The organism is Streptomyces glaucus (genome assembly GCF_039533365.1).
Taxonomy (GTDB): Bacteria; Actinomycetota; Actinomycetes; order Streptomycetales; family Streptomycetaceae; genus Streptomyces; species Streptomyces glaucus.
In genome coordinates this window covers 108,111-135,027 of the sequence record NZ_BAAATK010000009.1, presented here as the reverse complement: position 1 = coordinate 135,027, position 26,917 = coordinate 108,111, and the positions used below count along the sequence as shown (strand labels likewise).

Genomic DNA, 26,917 nt, shown 5'->3' with positions numbered 1-26,917 from the left:
TCCTACAGGTCTAGTCCAATCACAGACTACGCCCACCCGTCCGCCGGGGACCGCCCGAGCGCCCCGCTCACCCGAAGATGTTCAGCTCCCGCGCCTCGGCCCCCGCCAGCTCGTACGCGGCCCCGTCCACCGGCCGCCCCGCGTACAGCCGCACCAGCGTCGGCCCGTCCCCGATGTACCGCGCCGGGGACCGCCGCCCCGAGGCGCCGCCCAGCCGCAGCGGCTCGTCGGCGTCGTCGAGGTCGGCGTGCAGCGGCAGATGCCCCCGTTCCCGGGTGACCCGGGCGAGCAGGGCGAGCGCGTACGGCAGACCGGCGCCCGCGTACGCCCCCGGCTCCCCGAACGCCTCGCGCACGTCGCCGGCGTGCACCCACTCCCCCAGCGCCAGGCCGTCCAGCGCCCCGTCCGTCTCCGCGATCACCGGCCCGGCCCCGGTCATCCCGCGCTCCAGCTCGTCCACGACGCGCCGGTTGCTCCACCCGGCCCGCTCGGCGATGTCCCGCTCGTTGGACGCGGGCGAGAACACCCCCTTCTCCAGCCGTCCCTCCACCACCCGGGTGAGCGCGGCCGAACAGTGCGCGAGCACGTCCCGCACCGTCCAGCCCGGACAGGCGGCGACCGGCACCGCGAAGTCCTCCTCGGGCCTGGCCCGCAGCAGCGGGATCAGCGTGTCGCGTTCGACGGCCAGCAGCCGCCCGGGCAGCTCGGGGTCGCGTTCGGTCCGCACATCCGCAGGAGTCGTCATGGGGCCACGCTAGTGCGGGGTCCCGGCACATGCCCCGGACGGGACCGCGCCGCACGGCGCTCGGCGGGTCCCCGCCGGCCGTCCGCCGCGCGGGAGGGGCGGCCCCGGACGCGCCGGGCTTCCCCGGCCCGGGCATCGGGGCCGCGTGCGCCGGTGCGCCGCGCAACGGTGCCCTTCCCGGGACAATGACCCCATGGCCGATCTCGACGCCCTGCGCGCCCGCTTCGTCCGCGCCCTGGAAGGAGCCCGGGGCCCCGGCGGCGGCCCGGACCCGGTCCCCTACGCCGACCGCCTGCTCGCCCGCTGGCGGGAGCCGCAGCGCCGCTACCACACGCTCACCCACCTCACGGCGGTCCTGGACCACGTCGACACGCTGGCGGAGTACGCGGCCGACCCGGACACGGTCCGGCTGGCCGCCTGGTTCCACGACGCCGTCTACCTCCCCGAGCGCTCGGAGAACGAGGAGCGCTCGGCCCGCCTCGCCGAACGCGCCCTGCCCGAGGCCGGGGTGCCGCAGGAGAAGACGGCCGAGGTGGCCCGGCTGGTGCGGCTCACCGCCGGCCACGACCCGGCCGACGGCGACCGCGACGGCCAGGTGCTGTGCGACGCCGACCTGGCGATCCTCGCCGCGCCGCCGTCGGCGTACGCCGCGTACACCGCGGCCGTCCGCGAGGAGTACCACTTCGTCCCGAACGACGCCTTCCGCGCGGGCCGCGCCGCGGTCCTGCGCGAACTCCTCGCCCTGCCCCGGCTGTTCCGCACCCCGTACGGGCACGACACGTGGGAGGCGACCGCGCGCTACAACCTCACCGGCGAACTGGAAATGCTGTCGACCCCGGGCGGCCCGCCCGCATAGCCTTCCCGCATGCATGCCGTGGGCGGGGAACAGGTGGAAGCAGCCGTGGCGCACTGCGTGGCGCTGCTGCGGACGGTCGCGGACCGGGACTGGGACGGGGTGACGGCGGGCCGGCTGGAGTGGAGCTGCCGGCACACGGCCGCGCACCTGCCGCACGCCTTCCTCATGTACGCGGGACAGCTGGCGGGACGCGTCCACGACAGGCGCCTGCCCCTGCGGATCTCCGTCGACGAGGGCGCCGACAACGCCGGTGTCCTGCGGGCCGTCGAAGCGGCCGGCGCCCTGCTCGCCACCGCGATCCGCGCCGCGCCGCGCGAGGCCCGCGGCTACCACCCGTACCCGTTCCACAGCGCGAACCGCGAGGGCTTCGCCGCGATGGGGGTCGCCGAGGTGCTGCTGCACACGCACGACATCGCCGAGGGCCTGGGCGTGGCGTACGAACCGCCCGCCGACCTGTGCGCGTTCGTCCTGACCCGGATCTTCCCCCACGTCCGGCCCGGCCCCGGCCCCTGGCGGACCCTGCTGTGGGCCACCGGGCGCGCGGACCTGCCCGGCCGCGCCCCGGTCACCGAGTGGCACTGGTACAACAACCTGGTGCTCCCCGCCGAACGGCTCACCCTGGAGGGCGTCACCCCGGCGGCCGCCATCGATCTGTCCACGGGCGGCGACGGCGGATTCCCGTGGATCGGGGGAAGCCCGGCCGACGGCACCCGGGAGGGCGCCGGGATGGTGGTCAAGCAGTACGAGGCGGGGGTGCACCGGCCCCAGTGGGGCATGTACGCGCTCGTCCGCCGCGCGGACGGCCGCGCGGTCGGCGCCATGGGCTTCCACGGCCCGCCGGACGAGGACGGCCGGGTGGAGATCGGCTACGACCTCGTCGAGGCCGCCCGCGGCCACGGCTACGCGACGGAGGCGCTGCGCGCCCTGTCGGCGTGGGCGCTGGCCCGGGAGGAGGTCACGTCGGTGTGCGCGACGGTCGCCCGGGACAACCTCCCCTCCCAGGGCGTCGTCTCGCGCGCCGGTTTCACCCGGGTGGCGGAGGACGGGGAGCAGTTCGCCTACGCGTTGCGGAAGTGACCCTTCGGCCGGCGCAGTCCGGCCGCGCGCAGCAGCCGCACCACCTCGCGGCTGCGGACCTCCACCGCCCCGGCGGTCACCGCGTCCGCGTACCGCTCGGCGGGGACGTCGTAGTGGTCCCGCTCGAAGGCCCGCCGCGGCAGGCCCAACCGCTCGGCGAAGGCGTGGAGTTCGTCGTAGGAGACGTCGCTGACGAGGTGGGACCACAGGCGGCCGTGGCCCGGCCAGGCGGGCGGGTCGATGTAGACGGTCACCGGGTCCTCACGGGGTGCGGGTGCCGCCGATGGCCTCGCCCAGCGCCCCCACCGCCGCGACCTTCACGCCCGCCCGGGTGCACACCCAGTGCGGGTCGGGCCCCAGTTCGGGCTCGACCTCCAGCGCGTGCGGGTCGCCGGAGCCGCAGGCCGGGCACAGGGGCCAGCGGCCGTACCGCTCCAGCAGGGCGTCCTGCACGTCCTGCGCGACCAGCCCGGCGACGTACAGGGCGCCGTCCGGCCACTGCTCGACCCACCAGCGCCGCTGGGCGACGGACTCCTCGACCAGGGACACGACGTCGGCCTCGGCCACCCGGCCCGCGACCAGGTCGGCGAGTACGAGGGCACGCGCGGCGTGCAGGGCCTGTTCCAGGGGACTGATGGGATCCATGTCCCCATTGTGCGCACTCTTGACCACGACGCCGACTCGAAAATATCTTTCAGAAGTGACCCATGCAGTGAAGGAAACTTTCGCACAAGGGGGAGGCGGGCTGCCCGCGCCCGCCGCTCTGGCGGCCAAGGTGCGCACCCTGGCGCCGTCGATGACCCGGTCGATGCAGCGGGTCGCCGAGGCCGTCGCGAGCGACCCGGCCGGCTGCGCGGCCCTCACCGTCACCGGCCTGGCCGAACTCACCGGCACCAGCGAGGCGACCGTCGTGCGCACCGCGCGCCTGCTGGGCTACCCGGGCTACCGCGACCTGCGCCTGGCGCTCGCCGGCCTGGCCGCCCAGCAGCAGTCCGGCCGCGCGCCCGCCCTCACCACCGACATCGCCGTGGACGACCCGATCGCGGACGTGGTGGCGAAGCTGGCGTACGACGAGCAGCAGACCCTCGCCGACACGGCCGCCGGCCTGGACACCGTCCAGCTCGGCGCGGCCGTCACCGCCCTGGCCGCCGCCCGCCGCACCGACGTCTACGGCGTCGGCGCCTCCGGCCTGGTCGCCCAGGACCTCACCCAGAAGCTGCTGCGGATAGGGCTCGTGGCCCACGCCCACAGCGACCCGCACCTCGCCGTGACGAACGCGGTGCAGCTGCGCGCGGGCGACGTGGCGATAGCCGTCACCCACTCCGGCTCCACCGGTGACGTCATCGAGCCACTGCGGGTCGCCTTCGAGCGCGGGGCGACGACGGTGGCGGTCACCGGGCGCCCCGACAGCCCCGTCACCCAGTACGCCGACCACGTCCTGACCACCTCCACCGCCCGCGAGAGCGAGCTGCGCCCGGCGGCGATGTCCTCCCGCACCGGCCAGCTCCTCGTCGTGGACTGCCTGTTCGTCGGGGTCGCCCAACGGACCTACGACAAGGCGGCGCCGGCCCTGTCGGCGTCGTACGAGGCGCTGGCGCACCGGCACGGCCCGCGGGGCGGGACGAGCCGCTAGCCCCCGCCCCCGCCCGCCACCGCGCAGACGCACCGCACCCGGGAGGGCCGCCCCCGCCATGACCCCGATCCCCCACGACCGCGAGCTCAGGGCCCAGTTGGAGCACCTGCCCACCGAGGCGTTCCGCCCGGAGCTGTCCGAGATCGACCGCCTGCCCACCCTTCAGCTCGCGCGGCTGATGAACGCCGAGGACGCGACCGTGCCCGCCGCGGTCGCCGCGCGGCTGCCCCAGATCGCCGCCGCGATCGACGCCGCGGCCGAGCGGATGGCGCGCGGGGGCCGGCTGGTCTACGCGGGCGCGGGCACCGCGGGCCGCCTCGGCGTGCTGGACGCCTCGGAGTGCCCGCCGACCTTCAACACGGCCCCCGAGCAGGTCGTCGGCCTGATCGCGGGCGGCCCGCCGGCGATGGCCGCCCCGGTCGAGGGCGCCGAGGACTCCGCGGAGCTGGCACGGGCCGACCTGGACGCCCTCGCCCTGACCGCCGACGACACCGTGGTCGGCGTCTCGGCCTCCGGCCGCACCCCGTACGCCCTCGGCGCGGTGGCGCACGCCCGCGCGCTCGGCGCCCTCACCGTCGGCCTGGCCGGCAACCCGGGCAGTCCGCTGGCCGCCGCCGCCGAGCACGGCATCGAGATCGTCACCGGCCCCGAGCTGATCGCCGGCTCCACCCGGCTGAAGGCGGGCACGGCCCAGAAGCTGGTCCTCAACATGTTCTCGACGATCACGATGATCCGCCTGGGCAAGACGTACGGGAACCTGATGGTCGACGTCCGCGCCTCCAACGACAAGCTGCGCGCCCGCTCCCGCCGCATCGTCGCCCTCGCGACCGGCGCCGCCGACGAGGAGATCGAGGCGGCGCTCGCCGCCACCGGCGGCGAGGTGAAGCACGCGATCCTCGCCCTCCTGGCCGGCGTCGACGGCCCCACCGCGGCCCGCCTCCTGGCGGAGTCCGGCGGCCGGCTGCGCGCCGCGCTGGCCACGGCCGCGGGGTGAGGCGGGGCGGGCCCGGACCCGCTGTCCGTGCCGTGTGCGATTCTGAGCGGCATGAACCACGCCCAGCTGACCGCCCTCGGCCGCGCCCTGCGCCTGCTCGGTGAGCACGGCGAGGCCCTGACCGCCGACACCCCCGACGCCCGGCTGCACGAGGTCCGGGCGGACCTGCGCCGCGCCCTGGACCTGCTGGAGGAGAGCGTCACGACCACGGCGCCGAGCACGCGCTGCCCCGAGCATCCGCACGGCCCGGTCGACACCGCCGCGCCGGACCTGTGCCTGCTGTGCGAGACCCGCCGCCGCGCCGCCCGCCGCGCCGAGTACCAGGGCGGCCCCGCGCAGCCCCGCCCCGCCGGCCCGGCCCCGTCCCGGTACGGGGTGCGCGGCGACCGTCCCCAGCCCCAGCAGCGCTGGCTCCCCGAGGCGTGGAACGGGCAGGCGTGGCAGCTGTGCGGCACCCCGCGCCGCGACCGCCGCGAGGCCGAGCTGTACCTCGCGGCCCAGCGCCGGGGCCCGCGCCCGGCCCCGGCGTACCGGCTGGTGCACGAGTTCACGGACTACGAGGTGCTGCGCGTGTGGGGGACGCCGGTGCGGATGAACGCCGAACCGGCGGGATAGTCCCGGACCGGCCGCGCTCCGGCGGCCTCAGGCGCCGGGGCCGGAGCCGGGGTCCAGCAGCGGCAGCGCGGCGAACTCGTACCCCTCCCACAGCCGCCGCGTCGTCTCCTCCGGATAGGGGGCGGCCACCGGCTCGGCGTCCAGGACCTGGACCAGCCGGCGCTCGGGGTCGTACGCGGGCCAGCCGGGATCGCCGGTACGGGCGAAGGCCGCCCACGCGGTGCGGAACCAGGACGACAGCGCCCGCGCCTCCTCGGGGGGCTCCTCGTCGCCGAAGTACAGCACGCCCAGGTCGGCGCGGAAGGTGCCGAAGAGCAGCGGCAGGTCCAGGGCGTGGGCGGCGCCCAGCGCGCCGCCCAGGGCCGGGGTCGGCCAGGTCAGTTCGTAGACGTGGGCGCGTCCGCCGCCCGCGACCTGGGCCTCGGCGAGACGCAGCGAGGGCATCGCGAACAGCCAGTCGGTCTGGACGCGTTCGTGCAGCTCGCCCGGTGTGGCGCCGGGGTACGCGGCCCGGTAGGCGGCCGCGCCGTCCGCGCCCGGCGCGTACCGGCGCAAGGTGGCCGCGGCCTGCTCCGCGGTGGCCTGGCCCAGGCGTCCGGCCATGGCGGTGAACAGGCGGAACTCGTCGCGGTTGTGACCGACCACCAGCTCCACGTCCCGGGCGGCGCCGGCGGCCAGCGCCTGCCACGGGGCGGCCGGCAGCACCTCGCCGTCGACGACGGGCGCGAACGGCGTGCGGGTGGGCGCGGCCTGGCCCCAGCGGTCGGCGTACCGGGGCATCCTGGCGCCCAGCGCCTCCCCGGCGGCGGGCAGTGCGCGGGGGTCGACGGCGGACAGGTCGGCGGCCGTGGGGCGCCGGCCCGCCTCGGCGGCGAGGGCCCCGGCCACGTCCCGGGCGAGTTCGTCGGAGAAGAACACGCCGGGGACGCTCTGGGCGACGGCGCGGCGGAACAGCCCGGCCGCGCGGTCCATGACCAGCAGGGCGGCGATCGAGCCGGCGCCGGCCGACTCGCCGAAGACGGTGACCCGGTCCGGGTCGCCGCCGAATCCGGTGATGTTGTCCCGCACCCACTCCAGCGCGGCCACCTGGTCGAGCAGGCCCCGGTTGGCGGGCGCGCCCTCGATGCGGGCGAACCCCTCGACGCCCAGGCGGTAGTTGACCGTGACGACGACGAGGTCGCCGTCACGGGCGAGCAGGCGGGCGTCGTAGCCGGGGCTGCCGGAGTGGCCGAACTTGTAGGAGCCGCCGTGGATCCACACCATCACCGGGCGGCGGGCGGCCGGGTCCGCGTCGGGCGTCCAGACGTTGAGGGTCAGCCACTCGTCGCCGGCCGGCAGGGCCCGCAGCGCCTCGGGGCCCGACAGGCCCGCCTCCTGCGGGGGCGGCGGGCCGAAGACGTACGCGTCGCGTATGCCGTCCCAGGGCCGGGGCGGGCGCGGGGCGGCGAACCGGGCCTCGCCCACCGGCGGCGCGGCGAACGGGATGCCGCGGAACACCGCCAGGCCCTCCTCGCGCCGTCCGCGCACCGCGCCGGCGCCGGTCCGCACCACGGGGTCGGTGGTCGTCATCGATCACTCCTCACTGTGCCGTCGCGGGTACGGCGGTCGGTGGTGATCCCACGGACCCTACGCCGGGGCGCGGACGCGGCTCAGTCGAGGGTCTTGAGCGACGCCGGGTCGTACGGGGCCAGTTCGTCGAAGCGGCCCGCGAGGACCTTCTCCGCCCACCGCGGGTCCTGCAGCAGGGCCCGGCCGACGGCCACCAGGTCGAACTCCTCGCGCTCCAGGCGGTCCAGGAGGTTGTCCAGGCCGCCCACCCGGGCGCCCTCGCCCTGGAACGACTTGAGGAAGTCGCCGCCGTCGAGGCCGACCGAGCCGACGGTGATGGCGGGCCTGCCGGTGAGCTTCTTCGTCCAGCCGGCCAGGTTGAGGTCGGAGTCGTCGAACTCCGGGAGCCAGTAGCGGCGGGTGGAGGCGTGGAAGGCGTCCACGCCGGCCGCCGCGAGCGGGGCGAGGATCGCCTCCAGCTCCTCCGGGGTGTCGGCGAGGCGGGCGTCGTACGCCTCCTGCTTCCACTGCGAGTAGCGGAAGATCACCGGGAAGTCGGGCGAGACCGCCTCGCGGACCGCGGCGACGATCTCCACCGCGAACTTCGTGCGGGCCACCGGGTCGCCGCCGTAGGCGTCGGTGCGGCGGTTGGTGCCCGCCCACAGGAACTGGTCGATGAGGTAGCCGTGGGCGCCGTGCAGCTCCACGCCGTCGAAGCCGATGCGCTCGGCGGCGGCGGCCGCCTCGGCGAAGGCGCCGACGACGGCGTCCAGGTCGGCCCGGGTCATGGCCTTGCCGGTGGGCTCGGTCTCGCCGATGCGCAGCCCGGAGGGGCCGACGGCGGGGGCGTCCGGGAACGGCGGCTCGCCCTGCTTGCGGACCATGCCGACGTGCCACAGCTGCGGCACGATCGTGCCGCCCGCCGCGTGCACCGCCTCGGCGACCTTCGCCCAGCCGGCGAGCTGCTCCTCGCCGTGGAAGCGCGGCACCCGGTCGCTCAGCCCGGCCGAGGGGTGGCCGACGTAGGTGCCCTCGGTGACGATCAGGCCGACGCCGGCGGCGGCGCGGCGCGCGTAGTACGACACCACGTCCTCGCCCGGGACGCCGCCCGGGGAGAACATGCGGGTCATCGGCGCCATCACGATCCGGTTCGGGACGGTCAGGCCGTTGATCGCGGCGGGGCGGGAGAGGATCTCGGCCGCGCGGGAGGCGGTCGCGGAGGCGGTGACGGTCACGTGGGGCTCCTCGTGGGGGAACGAGTGGAAACCAAGCGGTACATGCATACGCATCTACTCTGCCCCGACGTCAACCGCTCCGGCGGAAGCCTCATTCCGCCCGCCGCGCGCACCGCCCTGTGATCCCGGCCACGCCCCCGCCGGGGCCCCGGCAACGCCCGAAGGCGGCACCCCTGTCCGACAGGAGTGCCGCCCTCGGATCCACGGAAGGACGGTCGATCAACCGGTACCGGTCGATCAGAAGTCCATGTCACCGCCCGGCATGCCGCCACCGGCGGGCGCGGCGGCCTTCTCCGGCTTGTCGGCGATGACGGCCTCGGTGGTGAGGAACAGCGCGGCGATGGAGGCGGCGTTCTGCAGCGCGGAACGGGTCACCTTCGCCGGGTCGATGATGCCCTCGGCGACCAGGTCGACGTACTCGCCGGTCGCGGCGTTCAGGCCGTGGCCCGGGGTCAGGTTGCGCACCTTCTCCACCACGACGCCGCCCTCGAGGCCGGCGTTGACGGCGATCTGCTTCAGCGGGGCCTCCAGGGCGAGCTTCACGGCCTGGGCGCCGGTCGCCTCGTCACCCTCCAGCTCCAGCTTCTCGAAGACCTGGGAGGCCTGCAGCAGGGCCACGCCACCACCGGCGACGATGCCCTCCTCGACGGCCGCCTTGGCGTTGCGGACGGCGTCCTCGATGCGGTGCTTGCGCTCCTTGAGCTCGACCTCGGTGGCGGCACCGGCCTTGATGACGGCCACGCCGCCGGCCAGCTTCGCCAGGCGCTCCTGCAGCTTCTCGCGGTCGTAGTCGGAGTCCGACTGCTCGATCTCGGCGCGGATCTGGTTCACCCGGCCCTGGACCTGCTCGGCGGAGCCGGCACCGTCGACGATGGTGGTCTCGTCCTTGGTGATGACGACCTTGCGGGCCTTGCCCAGGAGGTCCAGCGTGGTGTTCTCCAGCTTGAGGCCGACCTCCTCGGAGATCACCTCGCCGCCGGTGAGGATGGCGATGTCGTTCAGCATCGCCTTGCGGCGGTCGCCGAAGCCCGGGGCCTTGACGGCGACGGACTTGAAGGTGCCGCGGATCTTGTTGACGACCAGGGTCGACAGGGCCTCGCCCTCGACGTCCTCGGCGATGATCAGCAGCGGCTTGCCCGACTGCATGACCTTCTCCAGCAGCGGGAGCAGGTCCTTGACGCTGGAGATCTTCTGGTTCGCGATCAGGATGTAGGGGTCGTCGAGGACGGCCTCCATGCGCTCCATGTCGGTCGCGAAGTACGCCGAGATGTAGCCCTTGTCGAAGCGCATACCCTCGGTGAGCTCCAGCTCCAGACCGAAGGTCTGGGACTCCTCGACGGTGATGACGCCTTCCTTGCCGACCTTGTCCATGGCCTCGGCGATCAGCTCGCCGATCTGGGTGTCGGCGGCGGAGATGGAGGCCGTGGAGGCGATCTGCTCCTTGGTCTCGATGTCCTTCGCCTGCTCCAGCAGGGCGGCGGAGACGGCCTCGACGGCCTTCTCGATGCCGCGCTTCAGGGCCATCGGGTTGGCGCCGGCGGCGACGTTGCGCAGGCCCTCCTTGACCAGCGCCTGGGCCAGGACCGTGGCGGTGGTCGTACCGTCACCGGCGACGTCGTCCGTCTTCTTCGCTACTTCCTTGACCAGCTCGGCGCCGATCTTCTCGTACGGGTCCTCGAGCTCGATCTCCTTGGCGATGGAGACACCATCGTTGGTGATCGTGGGGGCGCCCCACTTCTTCTCGAGGACGACGTTGCGGCCCTTGGGGCCGAGGGTCACCTTGACGGCGTCCGCGAGCTGGTTCATGCCGCGCTCAAGGCCGCGCCGCGCCTCTTCGTCGAACGCGATGATCTTGGCCATGTGAAGTGGTCCCTCCAGGACTGGGGGTGATTACTTCGGACCGCGCCCGCGCCCGCGACGGACGGCCCCGGCCGGTGGTTCCTTGCCCCACCCGGCCCGTGGCCTCACCGACCCGGTCCTTCCATTGTCACTCTCACCTTCAGAGTGCTAACGCAATGATTAGCACTCGCCCCTGCCGAGTGCAAGCGCCCCCGGGGGGTCCGCGGGCGCGCTCAGCCGGGCGCGAACACGGCGCGCCGGGCACCGCGCCCCGCCCCGCACCCCGCCGCCGGCCCGTCCCCGGCACGCCGAAGGCACGTCGAAGGGCCCGCACCCCGGGAGGTGCGGGCCCTTCGACGGAAGACGACGCCTGTACGGTTCGCCGGTCGCGCGTATCAGGCGGTGACGCGAACCATGTCGGCCTGCGGGCCCTTCTGGCCCTGCGAGATCTCGAACTCGACCCGCTGGCCCTCTTCAAGGGTGCGGTAACCGTCCATCTGGATCGCGCTGTAGTGGACGAAAACATCCGCACCACCGTCGACCGCGATGAAGCCGTACCCCTTCTCCGCGTTGAACCACTTGACGGTGCCCTGAGCCATGCCTAACTCCCCTATTACTGGCCCTTGCACAGATCCACACTTCGCGGATCCGGGTCATACCTCACCCCCCAACGGTTGGGGGTGTGCGCCGGAACGCGTCGACCGCGGCCGAATGTATCTGCCCAACTGCCGTCCGCAACAGGTCAATCGGACGAGAATTCCGGACGCAGCCGGCCTGGAATGTGGCGAGAATTCGCCGTAATTCAGGGCAAGTCGGGCTGCACAAAGAGCACATAAGCCGCGAAAGACGCCCACACTTTGGCTACATCTCATCGGGCGTGCGACAGGAACACGGGGGTACCGATCAGGGGATCAGCAGCGCGTTCCCCAACTCTACCGCGTTCAACCACACTGAATTGCCCCCTCCGCTTCTCTCACGGAGGGGGCAATGCGCAGAACGCTCGGTGACGGCCATTACCAGAGGTAACGGCGAATCCCGGTCAGCCGCCGGCGACCGCCGGAATGATGGACACGCCCGCGCCCGCGGGGGTCGGCGTCTGGAGCCCGTGCTCGAAGCGCACGTCGTCGTCGTTGACGTAGACGTTGACGAAGCGGCGCAGCCTGCCCTGGTCGTCCAGGACGCGGGCGGCGATGCCGGTGTGGTTCTTCTCCAGGTCCTCGATGACCTCGGCGAGGGTCGTGCCCTCGGCGCTCACCTCGGCCCGGCCGCCGGTGTAGGTGCGCAGGATGGTGGGGATGCGGACGGTCACGCTCATGCGAGGCCAGCCTCTCGGAAGGAGTCCAGGGTCGGGCGGATGGTGGCGGTCGGGCCGGTGCCGGCCACCGCGTCGAGGGTCTTCAGGCCGTCGCCGGTGTTGAGCACGACGGTGGTCTTCGCCGGGTCGAGGACGCCGTTCTCGATCAGCTTGCGCGTCACGCCCACGGTGACGCCGCCCGCCGTCTCGGCGAAGACGCCCTCGGTCCGGGCGAGCAGCCTGATCGCGTCGACGACCTGCTCGTCGGTGACGTCCTCCACGGCGCCGCCGGTGCGGCGCGCGACGTCGAGGACGTAGGGGCCGTCGGCCGGGTTGCCGATCGCCAGGGACTTGGCGATGGTGTTCGGCTTCTGCGGGCGGACGACGTCGTGGCCGGCCTTGAAGGCGGCGGACACCGGCGAGCAGCCCTCGGCCTGCGCACCGAAGATCTTGTACGGCCGGTCCTCGACGAGCCCGAGCTCGATCAGCTCGCGCAGCCCCTTGTCGATCTTGGTGAGCTGCGAGCCTGAGGCGATCGGCACCACGATCTGGTCGGGCAGCCGCCAGCCGAGCTGCTCGCAGATCTCGTACGCCAGGGTCTTGGAGCCCTCCGCGTAGTAGGGCCGCAGGTTGACGTTGACGAAGCCCCAGCCCTCGCCGGCCGGGTCGCCGATCAGCTCGGAGCAGAAGCGGTTCACGTCGTCGTAGGTGCCCTCGATGCCGACGAGCTCGCCGCCGTAGACGGCGGCCATGACGACCTTGCCCTGCTCCAGGTCGTGCGGGATGAACACGCAGGAGCGCAGGCCGGCGCGGGCGGCGGCGGCGCCGACGGCGCCGGCCAGGTTGCCGGTGGAGGAGCAGGACAGGGTGGTGAAGCCGAAGGCGCGGGCGGCCTCCAGGGCCTGGGCGACGACGCGGTCCTTGAAGGAGTGCGTCGGGTTGCCGGAGTCGTCCTTCACGTACAGGCCGCCGGTCACGCCGAGTTCGCGCGCCAGGTTGTCGGCCTTGACCAGCTTGGTCCAGCCCGGGTTCAGGTTGGGCTTGTCGGCCACGTCGGCCGGGACCGGCAGCAGCGGTGCGTACCGCCAGATGTTCGCGGGACCCGCCTCGATGCGCTTGCGGAGCTCCCCGGCGTCGTAGGACGAGAAGTCGTAGGCGATCTCCAGCGGGCCGAAACACTCCTCACAGGCGAAGACCGGGCCGAGGGGCACGCGGTGACCGCATTCGCGGCAGGAGAGCGCCGCGGCGGGGCCGAGGTCCACGGTGGAGTCGGTGGTGCTTGCAACTGTCTGCACAGCCATGTGAGGCGAGGCCCTTTCTCCTCATCTTCCCCACGGCGTACCTCGCCGTGAGACGGAATTGGCACCTTCCCTGACCGGGAGCCTCGCGAAGACGAGTTCGGCTCAGGGGGGTTGCCGGGGCTTCATCGGGCCGTGTCCCTCTGCCCCTCTGGATGAGCGGTATGTGGTTGTCGACGCACCGGACCCCCGACATGGGATGGTCACGAGCGTTGTTCAAGACTGTAACCGAAGGCCAGGACAGTTGAGAGAAGCCGTCCGAACCGCGAGACAACCGTGAGGAGCCGGACACCGTGCTGGAAGAAGTCGAGCGCTGGCTGAGGACCCGCTCCTGGTCCGTGGGCGACCGCCCGCTCCACCAGGTCCTGGCCGCCAAACGCGCCACGGGCCAGTCGGTCAGCGTCGTGCTGCCCGCGCTCAACGAGCAGGAGACGGTCGGCGACATCGTCGCCGTGATCCGCCGCGACCTGATGCGGCGGGCCCCGCTGGTCGACGAGATCGTGGTGGTCGACTCCGGGTCGACGGACCGTACCGCCGAGGTGGCCGCCGCCGCGGGCGCGACCGTGGTGCACCGGGACGAGATCCTGCCGCGCATCCCGGCCGTGCCCGGCAAGGGCGAGGTGCTGTGGCGCTCCCTGCTGGTGACCGGCGGCGACATCGTCTGCTTCGTCGACGCCGACCTCAGGGAGTTCTCCTCGGACTTCGTCACCGGGATCGTCGGCCCGCTGCTGACCGAGCCGGGCGTCGACCTGGTCAAGGCGATGTACGACCGCCCGCTGGGCGGCGCGGCCGGGCAGGGCGGCCGGGTCACCGAGCTGATGGCCCGCCCGCTGCTGAACATGCACTGGCCGCGGCTGGCCGGTTTCGTGCAGCCGCTCGGCGGCGAGTACGCGGCCCGCCGCTCGCTGCTGGAGCGGCTGCCGTTCCCGGTCGGGTACGGGGTGGAGCTGGGCATGCTGGTCGACGCCCTGCACCTGGTGGGCCTGGACGCCCTGGCCCAGGTGGACGTGGGCGTGCGGCGGCACCGGCACCAGGACGGGCAGGCCCTCGGCCGGATGGCCGCCGCGATCTACCGCACCGCGCAGCTCAGGCTGGCCCGCGGTCACCTGGTCCGCCCGTCGCTCACCCAGTTCGTGCGGGGCGAGGACGGCTTCGAGCCGCGCACGTACTCCGTGGACACCGAGGAGCGCCCGCCGATGGCGGAGATCGCGGAGTACGCGGCGCGCAAGGCGGCCTGAGGGCGGCCCGGGGCCGTATACGGCCCGGATACGAGGCCGGGTCGTACGTTTGAGCGGTTGGGGGCCGGGCTAGGTTGAGGCGTATGGCTTCGACGAACGGTGCTGCTCAGGTACTGGTGGCCTCCAACCGTGGCCCGGTCTCCTACGAGGTGCGGGACGACGGCTCGCTGCACGCCCGGCGGGGCGGCGGCGGGCTGGTCTCCGGACTGTCCGCCATCGGGCCGGACGCGGGCGCGCTGTGGGTGTGCTCGGCCCTGTCCGACGGCGACCGGGAGGCGGTGCGGCGCGGGGTCGGCGAGGACGGCGTGCGGATGCTGGACATCCCGGCCGGCGTGCACGCCGACGCGTACAACGGGATCGCCAACTCGGTGCTGTGGTTCGTGCACCACATGCTGTACCAGACGCCGCTGGAACCGGTCTTCGACGCGGAGTTCCGCCGCCAGTGGGCGTCGTACGAGACCTACAACCGGGCCTTCGCCGAGGCGCTGGCCGAGGAGGCGGCCGAGGGCGCGGCGGTCGTGGTGCAGGACTACCACCTGACGCTGGTGCCGGGGATGCTGCGCGAGCTGCGCCCGGATGTGCGCATCGGCCACTTCTCGCACACGCCCTGGGCGCCGCCGGAGTACTTCCGGCTGCTGCCGGACGACGTGGCCGGGCAGGTGCTGCGGGGCATGCTCGGCGCCGACCGGCTGGGCTTCCTCACCCACCGCTGGGCGGAGGCGTTCACCGCCTGCTGCGAGCGGTTCGCCGGAGGCCTGGGGAACACCCGGGTGGGCGTGCACGGCCTGGGGGCCGACGCGGAGTTCCTGCGCAAGCGGTCGCGCGAGGCCGACGTGGACGAGCGGATGGCCGCGCTGCGGGAGGAGATCGGCGCGGGCCGCAGGACGATCGTGCGGGTGGACCGCACCGAGCTGTCCAAGAACATCGTGCGCGGCCTGCTGGCGTACCGGCAGCTGCTGCACGACCGCCCGGAGTGGCGGGAGCGGGTCGTGCACGTGGCGTTCGCCTACCCCTCGCGGCAGGACCTCGCGGTGTACCGGGAGTACACGGACGCGGTGCGGCGGGTGGCGGAGGAGATCAACGCGGAGTACGGCACGCCGGGCTGGCGGCCGGTCGTCCTGCACGTCGAGGACGACTTCGCGCGCTCCCTGGCGGCGTACCGGCTGGCCGACGTGGCCCTGGTGAACCCGGTCCGGGACGGCATGAACCTGGTCGCCAAGGAGGTCCCGGTCGTCTCGGACGAGGGCTGCGCGCTGGTGCTGTCCCGGGAGGCCGGGGCGTACGAGGAGCTGGGCGAGGACGCGCTCGCGGTCAACCCGTACGACGTGATGGAGACGGCGCGGGCGCTGCACGAGGCGCTGTCGATGGGGGCGGCGGAGCGGGCGGACCGCACCAAGCGGCTGGCCGCCGCCGCGACCGCGCTGCCGCCGGGGCGGTGGTTCCTGGAGCAGCTGGAGGCGCTGCGGGGCTGAGGCCCGGTCGCGGCCGGGGCCGGTCCCCCCGGGCGGGGACCGGCCCCGGCCGTCGTCAGCCGAGCCGTGCCGCCAGGGCCCGCAGCAGCCCCACGACCCCCGCCGGGCCGTCCACCACCAGGTCCGCCCGCTCTCTCAGCTCCGTCACCTCGTCGCTGCCGCTGCACACCAGCAGGCCCGGGACGCCGTCGGCGCGGAGCGTGTCGACGGCGGCGAAGGCGGGCAGGTCGCCCAGGTCGTCGCCGGCGTACAGGACGGCGGCGGCGCCGGTGGCGCGGACGTGGTCGAGGAGGGCGACGCCCTTGTCCATGCCGGGCGGGCGCAGTTCGAGGACCATGCGGCCGGGTTCGACGATCAGGCCGTGGCGGGCGGCGAGGTCGGTGAGGGGGGCGCGCAGCGCCTCGAAGGCGGCCTGCGGATCGGCGGCCCGGCGGGTGTGCACGGCCACCGAGCGGCCCTTGTCCTCCACCCGGACGCCCCGCGCGGCACCGGCCCGCTCCAGCAGTCCGGGCAGCTCGGCGCGGACCGCGGCGACGCCGGGGTGCGGGGCGGGGGCGCCGACCTCGCCGCTGTCGGCGTCCCAGCGCTCGGCGCCGTAGTGGCCGAGGACGACCAGGTGGTCCAGCCCGGGGACGCCCGCGAAGCCGCCGTGCCGGACGGCGACCTCGGCCGGGCGGCCGGTGATCACCGTGACGGCGGCCACCTTCGGGGCCAGCGCCGCCAGCGCGGGCACCGCGTCCGGGTGGGCGCGGGCCTGCTCGGGGTCCGGCACGATCGGTGCGAGCGTCCCGTCGAAGTCGAGCGCGATCACCGCCTTCCCGGGTCGCGCGAGGATCGCCTCCAGCCCGGCCCGTCCGGCTTCGGTGACGGGCGCCGGCAGGGGGGCCGAGGGGTCGAGGGGTTCGGTCGGGTCCGTGTGACTGCCCATACGGCGACCCTATCCACGGGGGCGGAACGTACGCCTGGTGATCCGCGGGAGGGCCGGGGTTCCGCACGCCGGTCCCGCGGGACCCCGGGTTCCGCACGCCGGTCCCGCGGGAGCCGCCCGGCGGCGCGCGGGAAGCGGGGAGCCGCCGGCCGCGGCGCCCGTCACCGCTCGGCCCGCCGGGCCCGGCGGATCCGGCGCAGCCGGTTCACCGTCACCGGGTCCAGCGCCAGCGCCCGGGGGTCGTCCAGCAGCGCGTTGAGCAGCTGGAAGTACCGCACCGGCGCCAGGCCCAGCTCCTCCCGTATCGCCCGCTCCTTCGCGCCGGGCCCGGAGAACCCCCGGCGTTCGAGCGCGAGGATGTCCCGCTCCCGCTGTCCGAGCTGCTGCTGTTCCTCCGCCATGCCCAGCACGGTAACCCCGCCCACCGACACCGCCGGCGGCCGGCGGGGCTACTCCGCGCTCTCGGCCCGCGTCGCCGCCGACTGGATCAGCGCCAGCACCGCCGCCGGGCTGCTCCCGGAGGCCACCGCCTGGCCGATCCGCTTCTTGATCTCCGCGCTGACCTCGGCCCAGGACGTCTTGCCGACCGGGTACAGCTCCGAGAGCACCAGCTCGTCCAGGAACGGCTTCAGCTCCTTGTCCTGCTCGGCCGCGCTCATCGCCTCGGACGCGGAGCCGGTCACCGGCAGCAGGTCGTACCTGCGGGAGAAGTCGAGCACGTTCTTCTCGCTGTAGACGAAGTCGAGGAAGTCGCCGATCTCGTCGCGGTGGCCGTTCTTCTTGAAGGCCGTCATCCAGTCGGTGACGCCCAGCGTGGCCTTGCTCTCGCCGTTGACGCCGGGCGTCGGCACCATGCCGAACTCCACGCCCTTCGCGGCGGCCGTCTTCATCAGCGTGGGGTGCCCGTTGAGCATGCCGACGTCGCCGTCGGCGAACGCGGCGAAGGCGTCCGCCCGGTTCAGCTTGCCCGGTGCGACCGGCCCGGTGAGGTCCTTGCCGACCAGCTCCTCCTTGAGCCAGGTGAAGGTGGCGACGTTCTCCGGGGAGTCGATGTCGTAGGTGCCGATGGTGTCGAGGTAGCCGCCTCCGCCGCTGAGCAGCCACTGCATGGTCTCGGCCTGCGCCTCCTCGGGGCCGAGGGGCAGCGCGTACGGGTACTTCACGCCCCGCGCCTTCAGCGCCTCGGCGGCCGCGGCGAGGTCGTCCCAGGTCTTGGGCGGGGTGAGGCCGGCCTCGGCGAAGAGGGTCTTGTTGTAGAAGAGCACGCGCGTGGAGGCCGCGAACGGCATCCCGTACTGCACCCCGTTCACCTGGCCCGCGGCGGCGAGCTGGGAGACGAAGTCGGCCTGGACGGGGATGGAGAGCACGTCGTCGGCCTTGTAGAGCAGGTCCTTCGCCGCGTAGTCGGCGTAGGCGCCGATCTGCGCCAGGTCCGGCGGGTCCCCGGCCGCGACCCTCTCCTTGACCTCGCGGTCGATGTCGTTCCAGGAGTGGACGGTGACGTCGATGTGCACGTCCGGGTGGTCGGCCTCGTACTTCTCGACCAGGTCGTCCCAGTAGCGCTGGGAGCTGGTGGCCTTGCTGTCGCCGTAGTCGGCGGCGACCAGTTCCAGGGTCACCTCGCCGGAGTCGCCGGTGAGGCCGCAGCCGCCGAGGACCGCCGCCATGCCCAGTGCGGACACCACCGCGATCGTTCCTGTTCCACGCCGCTGCACCGAATCCTGCCCCAAATGTCGTGCGAAAACTTTCGAAACGTCATACATAACGTCTCCATAAGGTCTACACCACGTAAGTGGACTAGACCTCTTCCGGGTCATCGGGCCACACTGTCCCCGTGAGACATGTCATCGCCCTCGACGTGGGCGGCACCGGGATGAAGGCCGCCCTGATCGGGACGGACGGCGAGCTGCTCCACCAGGCCCGCCGGCCCACCGGGCGCGAGAGAGGGCCCGAGGCGGTCGTCGCGGGCATCGTCGACTTCGCCGCCGAACTGCGCGCGTGGGGCGCCGGCCGTCTCGGCGAGCCCGCGGCCGCCGCCGGGGTCGCCGTCCCCGGCATCGTCGACGAGGGCCGCGGCGTCGCCGTCTACTCGGCCAACCTCGGCTGGCGGGACGTCCCGCTGCGCGCGCTGCTGACGGAGCGGCTGGACGCGCCGGTCGCCGTCGGCCACGACGTGCGCACCGGCGGGCTCGCCGAGGGCCGCGTCGGGGCGGGGCGGGGCGCGGACCGGTTCCTGTTCGTGGCGCTCGGCACCGGCATCGCGGGCGCGATCGGCCTCGACGGCCGGGTGGAGGCCGGCGCCCACGGCTTCGCGGGGGAGATCGGCCACGTCGTCGTACGCCCCTCGGGCCTCCCCTGCCCGTGCGGGCAGCGCGGCTGCCTGGAGCGGTACGCGTCCGCGACGGCGGTCGGCGAGGCGTGGGCGGCGGCCTGCGGGGACCCGGACGCGGACGCGGCGGACTGCGCCGGGGCCGTCGAGGCCGGGGACGTCCGGGCCCGGCGGGTCTGGCGGGAGGCGGTGGACGCGCTCGCCGACGGGCTGGTGACCGCGCTCACCCTGCTGGACCCGCGCACCCTGATCGTCGGTGGCGGGCTCGCCGAGGCGGGGGAAACCTTGTTCGCACCGCTGCGGGAGGCGGTGCGGCGGCGCGTCACCTTCCAGAAGGTCCCGTCCCTGGTCCCCGCGGCCCTCGGCGACACCGCCGGATGCCTGGGCGCGGGCCTGCTCGCCCGGGACCTCCTGGCCGCCGGTCCCCCGGACTGCGGCCCGTCGTCTCCCGCCGCCCCCTCTGCGGCCGCTCCCGCCGCCCCCACCGACCCCTCGGAGGTAACCGCCTGATGGCCCCCACGAAGGTTCTCGCCGGCGCCCGGGTGGTGCTGCCCACCGGGATCGTGGACGGCGGCCGCGTGATCGTCGAGGGCACGCGGATCGCCGCCGCTCCCGCCCCGGCCGACGCCCAGGTCGTCGACGTCACCGGCCACTGGCTGGTGCCCGGCTTCGTCGACCTGCACAACCACGGCGGCGGCGGCGCCTCCTTCACCTCCGGGACGGTCGACGAGGTCCTCCGCGGCGTCCACGCCCACCGCCTGCACGGCACCACCACCCTCGTCGCCTCGACCGTCACCGGCGACCTGGACTTCCTCGCCCGGCGCGCCGGGCTGCTGGCCGAGCTCGCCCAGCAGGGCGAGATCGCCGGCATCCACTTCGAGGGGCCGTTCATCTCGCCGTGCCGCAAGGGCGCCCACTCCGCCCGGCTGCTGCGCGACCCGGACCCGGCGGAGGTCCGCAAGCTGATCGACGCCGCCCGCGGCCGGGCGAAGATGGTCACCCTCGCCACCGAGCTGCCGGGCGGCCTGGACTCCGTACGGCTGCTGGCGGAGCACGGCGTGATCGCGGCGATCGGGCACACGGACGCCACGTACGAGGAGACGGTCCAGGCCATCGAGGCGGGCGCGACGGTCGCCACGCACCTGTTCAACGCGATGCCCGCGCTCGGCCACCGGGCCCCGGGCCCCGTCGCCGCCCTGCTGGAGGACGAGCGGGTCACCGTCGAGCTGATCAACGACGGCACGCATCTGCACCCCGCCTCCCTCCAGCTGGCCTTCCACCACGCGGGCGCCGGGCGCGTCGCGTTCGTCACGGACGCCATGGACGCCGCCGGTTTCGGCGACGGCCGCTACATGCTCGGCCCGCTGGAGGTCGAGGTCGCCGACGGGGTGGCCCGCCTGGTGGAGGGCGGCTCCATCGCGGGCTCCACCCTCACCCTGGACCGCGCCTTCAAACGGGCGGTGACCGTCGACGGGCTGCCCGTCGAGGACGCGGTCGCCGCCCTGTCCGCCAACCCGGCCCGGCTGCTCGGCCTGGCCGACCGGGTGGGCTCCCTGGAGCCCGGCAAGGACGCCGATCTGGTGCTGCTGGACTCCGCCTTCGACCTCAAGGGCGTCATGCGCCGGGGCGAATGGGTGGTTGATCCCCAACTGCCCTGATCCGTCCGGCGGGAGGGAGTCGCGGGCCGGCCGGACGACTGGGCGGACCGCCGTGTCTTTGGCATGATCGAGCCTCCGGAAACCACAGCGAGAGCATTCCATCGGGGGAGGTCGGCCCAGGTGATCCTCACGGTCACGCTGAACACCGCTCTCGACATCACCTACCGCACGCCGGCCCTGCGGCCGCACGCCTCCCACCGGGTCTCCGAGGTGACGGAGCGCCCCGGCGGCAAGGGGCTGGCCGCGGCCCGGACGCTCGCGGCCCTCGGACACGAGGTGACGGTCACCGGCTTCGCCGGCGGCGCCACCGGCCGGGTCGTACGGGAGCGGCTGACCGGGACGCCGGGGGTGGTCGACGCGTTCGTGCCGATCGGCGGCGCGACCCGCCGCACCATAGCCGTCGTGGACGGGCGCACCGGCGACACCACCCGGTTCGACGAACCGGGCCCGCTGATCACGCCCGCGGAGTGGTCCGCCTTCCAGGAGGTGTACGCGGACCTGGTCCCGGCCGCCGCCGCGGTGGCCCTGTGCGGCAGTCTGCCGCCGGGCGTGCCGGTGGGCGCGTACGCCGGGCTGGTGCGCACCGCGCGGGCGGCGGGCGTGCCGGTGCTGCTGGACACCGGCGGGGAACCGCTGCGGCGCGGGGTCGCCGCCCGGCCCGACGTGATCAAGCCGAACGCGGCGGAGCTGGCCGAGCTGACCGGCTCGTACGAGCCGCTGCGGGCCACGCAGGACGCCCGGCGGCGCGGCGCCCGGGCCGTGGTCGCCTCGCTCGGCGCCCAGGGACTGCTGGCGGCGACCCCCGAGGGCCGCTGGCGCGCCGCCCCGCCGGCCCGGCCGCACGACGGCCCGGCGGACACCGGCGACCCGGCGGACACCGACGACTCGGTCGTCGCGGGCCTGCTGGCGGGCCTGGTCGAGCGCCTGCCCTGGCCGGACCGCCTGCTGCGCGCGGCCGCCCTGTCCGCGGCGGCGGCCCCGGCGGCGGGCGGGTTCGACCGGGCGGCCTACGAGGAGCTGCTGGACCGGGTGGCCGTGACCACGGAGGTCAGCGCGGCCTAGGGCTCCCGTGCGGGGTCTTCGGGGAGGGCGAAGCGGCGTCCGGCGCGGGGACCCGCCGGAGGGGTCCCGGCGGTCGCCGGCGGCCTCAGTCCTTGACCTGGCCTTCCTTCAGCCACAGCTGGTCCAGCAGGACGTTGCACTTGTCGCCGTCCTGGCAGGAGATCGACAGGGTGTTGGTGCCCTTGTTGAGGGAGGGGTAGGCGTAGGTCTGCGTCCAGCCCTTGGCGAAGTCGCCCTCGGCGGCGCCCGTGAAGTTGCTCATGTTGAGCTTGCTGCCGAACGTCTTGCCGTTGACGGTGAGCGTCATCGACTGGTCCTCGCCGGCCACGCTGTAGCGGGCGAACAGGGTGTAGGCGCCGTCCCGGGGGATGCCGTCGACGGTCCAGGTGACCGTGGAGCCGGCCTGGTTGAGGCCGGCCACGTAGGCGCCGCCGTCCGCCCGGGCGCCCTCGACGTCCGAGGCGACGGTGGCGCCGCCCGCCAGCCGCAGCGCCTTGGCGTCGGTCGTCGGCAGTTCGGCCTGGTTCCCGGCGCCGCTGCCCGACGGGCTCGGCTCGGCGCTCTGCGGGGCGGTGGGGGTCGCGGACGCGCCGCCGCCGGCGGTGTCGTCCTCCGAGTCGCCGCTGACCATCGCCACGCCGATGCCGATCACGACCGCGGCGACCACCGCGACCGCGCCGATCAGCAGCCCCTTGGTGTTGGGCCCCCGGCCCCGGCCGCCGCCGTGCGACGGCTGGCGCTGCTGGGCGGCGGGGGCGCCGCCGGGGAGCGTCTCCGGGGCGGCGTAGTGCGCGTTCGGCCTGCCGTACGCGCCGTGCTGCTGCGGCGCGGCGGGAGCCTGCTGGCCGTACTGGCGCGTGCCGACCGTCCGCACCCGGTTGACCGAGTTCGGGTAGCCGTAGCCACCGGACGGCGGCTGGGCTCCGTTGGCCTGTCCGTCGGCGTACAGGTAGCCGAACGGGTCGTCGTCCTCGGGCGTGCTCGCGCCGTTGGTGCCGGGCGTCATCCCTTGGTCTCCTCAGTCGGGTGCGGTGCGGATGCGGTACGGGGGTGAGACAAGCGAGCCTACCCGCTCCGGCCGGCCCGAAAAGGTGATGCAGACCGCATCAACGCGCTGACCTGCGGCTCATCCCGCCCGCCGATGCTGTTTGGGACGAGATCGTTTCTCGACGTACATCCGCTCGTCAGCGGACTTCAGCACTTCGTCCGCCGTCATGCCGCAGTGCGCCCAGCCGATGCCGAAGCTGGCCCCGACCCGGACGGCCCGCCCCTCGGCGCGGATCGGCTGGATGATCTCGTTGCGCAGCCGTGCGGCGAGGTCCTGGGCGTCGGCCCGGCCGAGCCCGTCGGCGAGGATCACGAACTCGTCGCCGCCGAGCCGGGCCACCGTGTCGCCCTCCCGCACGCCGTTGCTCAGGCGCCGGGCGACCTCGATGAGCACGGCGTCGCCCGCGTTGTGCCCGAACCGGTCGTTGATCGACTTGAAGCCGTCGAGGTCGCAGAAGAGCACCGCGAGTCCCTTGGCGCCGTCGTCGCGGTCGTCGGCGGGGGCGACGGTGTGCACATGGTGGTCGTAGCCGTCGTACGCCTCCGCGCCCGGCGGGAAGTCGAAGCCGTGGACGGCCATGTCGAAGACGGGGTGGCCGTAGGCCGCGTCCACCGAGTCGATCGCGACCGGGTGCGGGGAGTGGGGGCGCTGGCACAGGCGGGCGGAGAGCCGGGCGCGCAGTTCGGCGGAGTTCGGCAGGCCGGTGAGCGAGTCGTGGGAGGCGCGGTGGGCGAGCTGGAGCTCGCGGCGCTTGCGCTCCTCGATGTCCTCGACGTGGGTGAGCAGGAAGCGGGGCCCGTCCGCGGCGTCGGCGACGACGGAGTTGCGCAGGGACACCCAGATGTACGTGCCGTCGCGGCGGCCCAGGCGCAGCTCGGCGCGGCCGCCCTCGGGGGAGGTGCGCAGCAGGGTGCCGATGTCCTCGGGGTGGACGAGGTCGGAGAAGGAGTAGCGGCGCATCGCGGAGGCGGGGCGGCCGAGCAGCCGGCACAGGGCGTCGTTGGTGCGCAGGATCCGGCCGTGCTGGTCGCCGCCCATCTCGGCGATGGCCATGCCGGAGGGGGCGTACTCGAAGGCCTGCCGGAAGCTCTCCTCGCTGGCCCGCAGGGCCTGCTGCTCGCGCTCCAGGCGGACCAGGGCGCGCTGCATGTTGGCGCGCAGCCGGGCGTTGCTGATCGCGATGGCGGCCTGGAAGGCGTACATCTGCAGCGCCTCGCGGCCCCAGGGGCCGGGCCGGCGGCCGCTGCGGGGCCGGTCCACGGACAGCACGCCGATCAGCTCGCCGGAGGAGGAGCCGCCCTGCGGGCCGGGCGCGTACATGGGCGCGAAGAGCCGGTCGGCGGGGTGCCACTCGTCCTCGAAGCGGGGCGCGGGCCCGTCGCTGTACCACTGCGGGACGTCGTCGTCGTCGAGGACCCAGCCCTCGGTGTGGGGTATGAACACCAGGTCGCCCCACCGCTCGCCCATGCGGAGGCGGCGCTCCCAGGACTCGCGGGAGCCGACGCGGCCGGTGATCAGGGACTCGGCGGCGGAGTTGCCGGCGAAGGCGGCGACGACCAGGTCGCCGTCGGGGCGCACGAGGTTGACGCAGGCCAGTTCGTACCCGAGGGCGGTGACGACGCCGTCGGCGACGGTCTGCAGGGTGTCCGCCAGGCTGCGGGCCGTGTTCATGTCGGCCATGACCTGGTGCAGTTGCCGCAGGGCCGCAAGGTGGACGTAAGGTTCCGACTCGGTCTCCATGCTCGCCCTCCCCCCGAGACCTCGCAGCGAATCAAGGGTTCTCTTCGGCGCCCGTTCCGGCTCGTGCCGTCGCAGCTTCCCCGCCACTGAATCACAGCGCGCTGCCCACTCGGTACACAGGGTCAACAATTATCGCCCCTTGTGACTCAAGTCACATGGAAACGTGAACAATTGCGTGATGTTTCTGCGTTTTCCCCGTGCATTCACCGAACACAGGCTTTGTCATGTGTGGAGGTCGTCTGTACACGCTTCCCGCCCCGGCCCCCGGCGCCCGGCGCCCGGCTCCCCGCTCTCGGGCGCAGGTCCTAGGTCCGGGATCGGGCCGGGGCCCGATGCGGCACGCGGGCGGCGGCGACTAGCGTTCCGGGCGTGTCGAACATCCCGCCTGTCACGTCCCCGATGATCCTCCCGTCCGCCCCCGGGCATGCTGAGGGAGTGAGCAACGACGAGTTCCGCGCCGCCATGTCCCGGCTGGCCTCGGGCGTGGTCCTGGTGACCGCGCAGGAGCCGCCGCTCGACCCGGACGATCCCGGGGCGCCGGTCGGCGAGGACGTCGGCATGACGGCGACGGCGTTCGTCTCGGTGTCCCTCGATCCGCCGCTGGTGCTGGTCGGCCTGCGCGAGGGCTCCCGCATGGACGACCTGCTCGCCGAGCAGCCGCTGTGGGCGGTCTCCGTGCTCTCCGAGGGCCAGCGGCACATCGCCGGCCGCTTCGCCATGAAGGGCCGCGTCAGCGACCGCCTGCTGTTCCAGGACCTCGGGTACGTCCGCGGCGGGCACACCGGCGCCCCCCTGGTGGACGGCGCCCTGGCGACCCTGGAGTGCCGCACCGAGCAGCGGGTGCCGGCCGGGGACCACACGCTGGTGATCGGCCGTGTCCTGGCGGCCCGCACACCGAGCGCGGACGCGGGGCCGCTGACGTACTTCCGGGGGCGGTACCGGCACCTGGCGTGAGCCGGCCGAAGCGGCCGGGGGCGGCCCTAACCGGGGTCGCGGCGGGTCCAGTCGCGGCCGGAGCGGCCCCGCTTGGTCTCCGCGCGCTGCTTCTTCTCCCGCAGCCGGCGCTCGTTGATGCCGCGCGGGACGCGGGTCGGCCTGCGCGGCTTCGGCGGGGGCGCGGTGGCCTCGGCGAGGAGCGCGGCGAGCCGGACGGCGGCGGCCTCGCGGTTGCGCCACTGCGAGCGGTGCTCGGAGGCGCGGACGGTGACGACCCCGTCCACCAGGCGCCCGGCCAGCCGCTCCAGCGCCCGCCGCTTCCACGCCTCGGGCAGCGCCTCGGTGCGCGCCAGGTCGAAGCCCAGCTCCACCTGGGTGTCGCTGGTGTTGACGTGCTGGCCGCCGGGCCCCGACGACCGCGAGAAACGCCACCTGAGCTCGGCCTCGGGCAGGACGACGGAACCGCGGATGAGGTAGGGACCGGACATGGGGTCCATGTTCCCGGCTCCGGCCGGTGCGCGTCACCCCGATTGTCGCCGGGCCGGGAAAGCCGGGTAAAGAAAGTAAAGGGACCCGGAACCCCGTGCGCCCCCCGGTGCGTTCCTAGGGGTAGCTGTAGCTTCTTGCCATACGCACACGAGGGAAGGGACTCCCGACAATGGCTGTAAGCCTGTCCAAGGGTGGCAACGTCTCGCTCACCAAGGAGGCTCCGGGCCTGACCGCCGTCACCGTGGGCCTCGGCTGGGACGTCCGCACCACCACCGGAACCGACTTCGACCTCGACGCCTCCGCGATCGCGGTCAACGCCCAGGGCAGGGTCTACTCGGACGCCCACTTCGTCTTCTTCAACAACAAGCAGAGCCCGGACAACACGATCGTCCACACCGGCGACAACCGCACCGGCGAGGGCTCCGGCGACGACGAGGCGATCAACGTCGACCTCGCCGCGCTGCCCGCCGACATCGACAAGGTCGTCTTCCCGGTCTCCATCTACGACGCCGAGAACCGCGGCCAGAACTTCGGCCAGGTCCGCAACGCCTACATCCGCATCGTCAACCAGGCCGGCGGCACCGAGATCGCCCGCTACGACCTGTCCGAGGACGCGGCGACGGAGACGGCGATGGTCTTCGGCGAGCTGTACCGCAACGGCGCCGAGTGGAAGTTCCGCGCGGTCGGCCAGGGCTACGCCTCGGGCCTGGCGGGCATCGCCCAGGACTTCGGCGTGAACGTCTGACGGACCCCGGCACCTCGAGGAGCCCCCGGCCGGCCGGGCCGGGGGCTCCTCGCCCTGCGCGCGGGGCCGCGCACGGGGCGGTGCGGCACCGCCGTCCCGGCAGCGGCGGGCGGGCCCGGCCGGACGCGGCCGCCCGGC

General features: G+C 74.2%; 27 protein-coding genes and 1 riboswitch. Of the genes, 12 read left to right on the top strand and 15 right to left on the bottom strand.

Translation table 11 applies throughout. From position 1 onward, the window contains the following. Nucleotides 1-67: 67 nt before the first annotated feature. Nucleotides 68-745: a maleylpyruvate isomerase family mycothiol-dependent enzyme gene (locus tag ABD363_RS09770; protein ID WP_344601725.1), complete on the bottom strand. Its 678-nt coding sequence runs from the start codon at nt 743-745 to the stop codon at nt 68-70. Nucleotides 746-938: 193 nt separating this feature from the next. Here ABD363_RS09770 and ABD363_RS09765 point away from each other — a divergent pair, with 193 nt between their 5' ends. Both ABD363_RS09765 and ABD363_RS09760 read left to right on the top strand, forming a co-directional pair. After that, on the top strand, nt 939-1,601 hold the full coding sequence (locus ABD363_RS09765; RefSeq protein WP_344601724.1) for an HD domain-containing protein: 663 nt from the start codon (nt 939-941) through the stop codon (nt 1,599-1,601). Nucleotides 1,602-1,610: 9 nt separating this feature from the next. After that, nucleotides 1,611-2,678, top strand: coding sequence for a GNAT family N-acetyltransferase (locus ABD363_RS09760; protein ID WP_344601722.1), 1,068 nt, complete (start codon nt 1,611-1,613; stop codon nt 2,676-2,678). Here ABD363_RS09760 and ABD363_RS09755 read toward each other — a convergent pair. After that, nucleotides 2,660-2,932, bottom strand: coding sequence for a DUF4031 domain-containing protein (locus ABD363_RS09755; protein ID WP_344601721.1), 273 nt, complete (start codon nt 2,930-2,932; stop codon nt 2,660-2,662). The genes ABD363_RS09760 and ABD363_RS09755 overlap by 19 nt on opposite strands. A 7-nt stretch (nt 2,933-2,939) precedes the next feature. Next, nucleotides 2,940-3,323 (bottom strand): hypothetical protein, encoded by a 384-nt coding sequence (locus tag ABD363_RS09750; RefSeq protein WP_344601719.1) that lies wholly within the window; start codon nt 3,321-3,323, stop codon nt 2,940-2,942. A gap of 55 nt (nt 3,324-3,378) precedes the next feature. Between ABD363_RS09750 and ABD363_RS09745 the strand changes: the two genes are divergently transcribed. The 3 genes from ABD363_RS09745 to ABD363_RS09735 are packed head-to-tail and all read left to right on the top strand — an operon-like array spanning nt 3,379 to nt 5,920. After that, entirely contained in the window at nt 3,379-4,311 is a 933-nt protein-coding gene (locus ABD363_RS09745) for a MurR/RpiR family transcriptional regulator (RefSeq protein ID WP_425577958.1), read from the top strand. A gap of 58 nt (nt 4,312-4,369) precedes the next feature. Beyond that, entirely contained in the window at nt 4,370-5,305 is a 936-nt protein-coding gene (gene murQ / locus ABD363_RS09740) for an N-acetylmuramic acid 6-phosphate etherase (RefSeq protein ID WP_344601718.1), read from the top strand. Between the two features lie 51 nt (nt 5,306-5,356). Beyond that, nucleotides 5,357-5,920 (top strand): hypothetical protein, encoded by a 564-nt coding sequence (locus tag ABD363_RS09735; RefSeq protein ID WP_344601716.1) that lies wholly within the window; start codon nt 5,357-5,359, stop codon nt 5,918-5,920. 27 nt (nt 5,921-5,947) lie between these two features. Here the strand turns inward: ABD363_RS09735 and ABD363_RS09730 are convergent, their stop codons facing one another. From ABD363_RS09730 to thrC, 6 genes are all read right to left on the bottom strand, one after another. After that, entirely contained in the window at nt 5,948-7,489 is a 1,542-nt protein-coding gene (locus tag ABD363_RS09730; protein ID WP_344601714.1) for a carboxylesterase/lipase family protein, read from the bottom strand. An 80-nt stretch (nt 7,490-7,569) separates the two neighbouring features. After that, on the bottom strand, nt 7,570-8,703 hold the full coding sequence (locus ABD363_RS09725; protein ID WP_344601712.1) for an NADH:flavin oxidoreductase: 1,134 nt from the start codon (nt 8,701-8,703) through the stop codon (nt 7,570-7,572). 237 nt (nt 8,704-8,940) lie between these two features. Then, nucleotides 8,941-10,563: a chaperonin GroEL gene (gene groL / locus ABD363_RS09720; RefSeq protein WP_344601710.1), complete on the bottom strand. Its 1,623-nt coding sequence runs from the start codon at nt 10,561-10,563 to the stop codon at nt 8,941-8,943. Between the two features lie 374 nt (nt 10,564-10,937). Then, a complete protein-coding gene (locus ABD363_RS09715) occupies nt 10,938-11,141 on the bottom strand; it encodes a cold-shock protein (protein WP_004986573.1) in 204 nt (67 codons plus the stop codon). A 440-nt stretch (nt 11,142-11,581) separates the two neighbouring features. Continuing rightward, nucleotides 11,582-11,857: a MoaD/ThiS family protein gene (locus ABD363_RS09710; protein WP_344601708.1), complete on the bottom strand. Its 276-nt coding sequence runs from the start codon at nt 11,855-11,857 to the stop codon at nt 11,582-11,584. Beyond that, nucleotides 11,854-13,137, bottom strand: coding sequence for a threonine synthase (thrC, locus tag ABD363_RS09705; RefSeq protein WP_344601706.1), 1,284 nt, complete (start codon nt 13,135-13,137; stop codon nt 11,854-11,856). The genes ABD363_RS09710 and thrC overlap by 4 nt, the downstream gene beginning before the upstream one ends. Before the next feature lie 18 nt (nt 13,138-13,155). Further along, a riboswitch (SAM riboswitch) is annotated at nt 13,156-13,296 on the bottom strand. A 131-nt stretch (nt 13,297-13,427) separates the two neighbouring features. On the opposite strand from thrC, the gene ABD363_RS09700 reads away from it, so the two are divergent. Both ABD363_RS09700 and ABD363_RS09695 read left to right on the top strand, forming a co-directional pair. Further along, nucleotides 13,428-14,372, top strand: a complete 945-nt coding sequence (locus tag ABD363_RS09700; protein WP_344601704.1) for a glucosyl-3-phosphoglycerate synthase — start codon at nt 13,428-13,430, stop codon at nt 14,370-14,372. Nucleotides 14,373-14,455: 83 nt separating this feature from the next. Further along, nucleotides 14,456-15,844, top strand: coding sequence for an alpha,alpha-trehalose-phosphate synthase (UDP-forming) (locus ABD363_RS09695; protein ID WP_344601702.1), 1,389 nt, complete (start codon nt 14,456-14,458; stop codon nt 15,842-15,844). A gap of 55 nt (nt 15,845-15,899) precedes the next feature. Here ABD363_RS09695 and otsB read toward each other — a convergent pair whose 3' ends face one another. The 3 genes from otsB to ABD363_RS09680 form a co-directional block, all read right to left on the bottom strand. Then, complete coding sequence (gene otsB / locus ABD363_RS09690) at nt 15,900-16,772, bottom strand: trehalose-phosphatase (RefSeq protein ID WP_344601700.1); 873 nt, start codon at nt 16,770-16,772, stop codon at nt 15,900-15,902. Between the two features lie 161 nt (nt 16,773-16,933). Continuing rightward, complete coding sequence (locus tag ABD363_RS09685) at nt 16,934-17,173, bottom strand: DUF3263 domain-containing protein (protein ID WP_344601698.1); 240 nt, start codon at nt 17,171-17,173, stop codon at nt 16,934-16,936. Nucleotides 17,174-17,221: 48 nt separating this feature from the next. After that, a complete protein-coding gene (locus tag ABD363_RS09680) occupies nt 17,222-18,487 on the bottom strand; it encodes an ABC transporter substrate-binding protein (RefSeq protein WP_344601696.1) in 1,266 nt (421 codons plus the stop codon). Between the two features lie 119 nt (nt 18,488-18,606). On the opposite strand from ABD363_RS09680, the gene ABD363_RS09675 reads away from it, so the two are divergent. The 3 genes from ABD363_RS09675 (at nt 18,607) to ABD363_RS09665 (ending at nt 21,821) form a co-directional block, all read left to right on the top strand. Beyond that, entirely contained in the window at nt 18,607-19,611 is a 1,005-nt protein-coding gene (locus ABD363_RS09675) for an ROK family protein (RefSeq protein WP_344601694.1), read from the top strand. Next, nucleotides 19,611-20,759, top strand: coding sequence for an N-acetylglucosamine-6-phosphate deacetylase (gene nagA / locus ABD363_RS09670; RefSeq protein WP_344601692.1), 1,149 nt, complete (start codon nt 19,611-19,613; stop codon nt 20,757-20,759). Before ABD363_RS09675 ends, nagA begins: the two co-directional genes overlap by 1 nt. 120 nt (nt 20,760-20,879) lie before the next feature. Beyond that, nucleotides 20,880-21,821 (top strand): 1-phosphofructokinase family hexose kinase, encoded by a 942-nt coding sequence (locus ABD363_RS09665; RefSeq protein ID WP_344601690.1) that lies wholly within the window; start codon nt 20,880-20,882, stop codon nt 21,819-21,821. A gap of 85 nt (nt 21,822-21,906) precedes the next feature. On the opposite strand, the gene ABD363_RS09660 is transcribed toward ABD363_RS09665, so the two are convergent. Both ABD363_RS09660 and cdgB read right to left on the bottom strand, forming a co-directional pair. After that, nucleotides 21,907-22,827 (bottom strand): carbohydrate-binding protein, encoded by a 921-nt coding sequence (locus ABD363_RS09660; RefSeq protein ID WP_344601689.1) that lies wholly within the window; start codon nt 22,825-22,827, stop codon nt 21,907-21,909. 120 nt (nt 22,828-22,947) lie between these two features. After that, the gene (gene cdgB, locus ABD363_RS09655) at nt 22,948-24,609 is read right to left on the bottom strand and encodes a diguanylate cyclase CdgB (RefSeq protein ID WP_344601687.1); all 1,662 of its coding nucleotides are present in this window, start codon (nt 24,607-24,609) and stop codon (nt 22,948-22,950) included. A gap of 399 nt (nt 24,610-25,008) precedes the next feature. Here cdgB and ABD363_RS09650 point away from each other — a divergent pair, with 399 nt between their 5' ends. After that, nucleotides 25,009-25,563 (top strand): flavin reductase family protein, encoded by a 555-nt coding sequence (locus tag ABD363_RS09650; protein WP_344601825.1) that lies wholly within the window; start codon nt 25,009-25,011, stop codon nt 25,561-25,563. A 26-nt stretch (nt 25,564-25,589) separates the two neighbouring features. Here ABD363_RS09650 and arfB read toward each other — a convergent pair whose 3' ends face one another. After that, the gene (gene arfB / locus ABD363_RS09645) at nt 25,590-26,042 is read right to left on the bottom strand and encodes an alternative ribosome rescue aminoacyl-tRNA hydrolase ArfB (protein WP_344601685.1); all 453 of its coding nucleotides are present in this window, start codon (nt 26,040-26,042) and stop codon (nt 25,590-25,592) included. Nucleotides 26,043-26,203: 161 nt separating this feature from the next. On the opposite strand from arfB, the gene ABD363_RS09640 reads away from it, so the two are divergent. Next, nucleotides 26,204-26,779 (top strand): TerD family protein, encoded by a 576-nt coding sequence (locus tag ABD363_RS09640; protein WP_344601683.1) that lies wholly within the window; start codon nt 26,204-26,206, stop codon nt 26,777-26,779. The last annotated feature ends 138 nt before the right edge of the window (nt 26,780-26,917 follow it).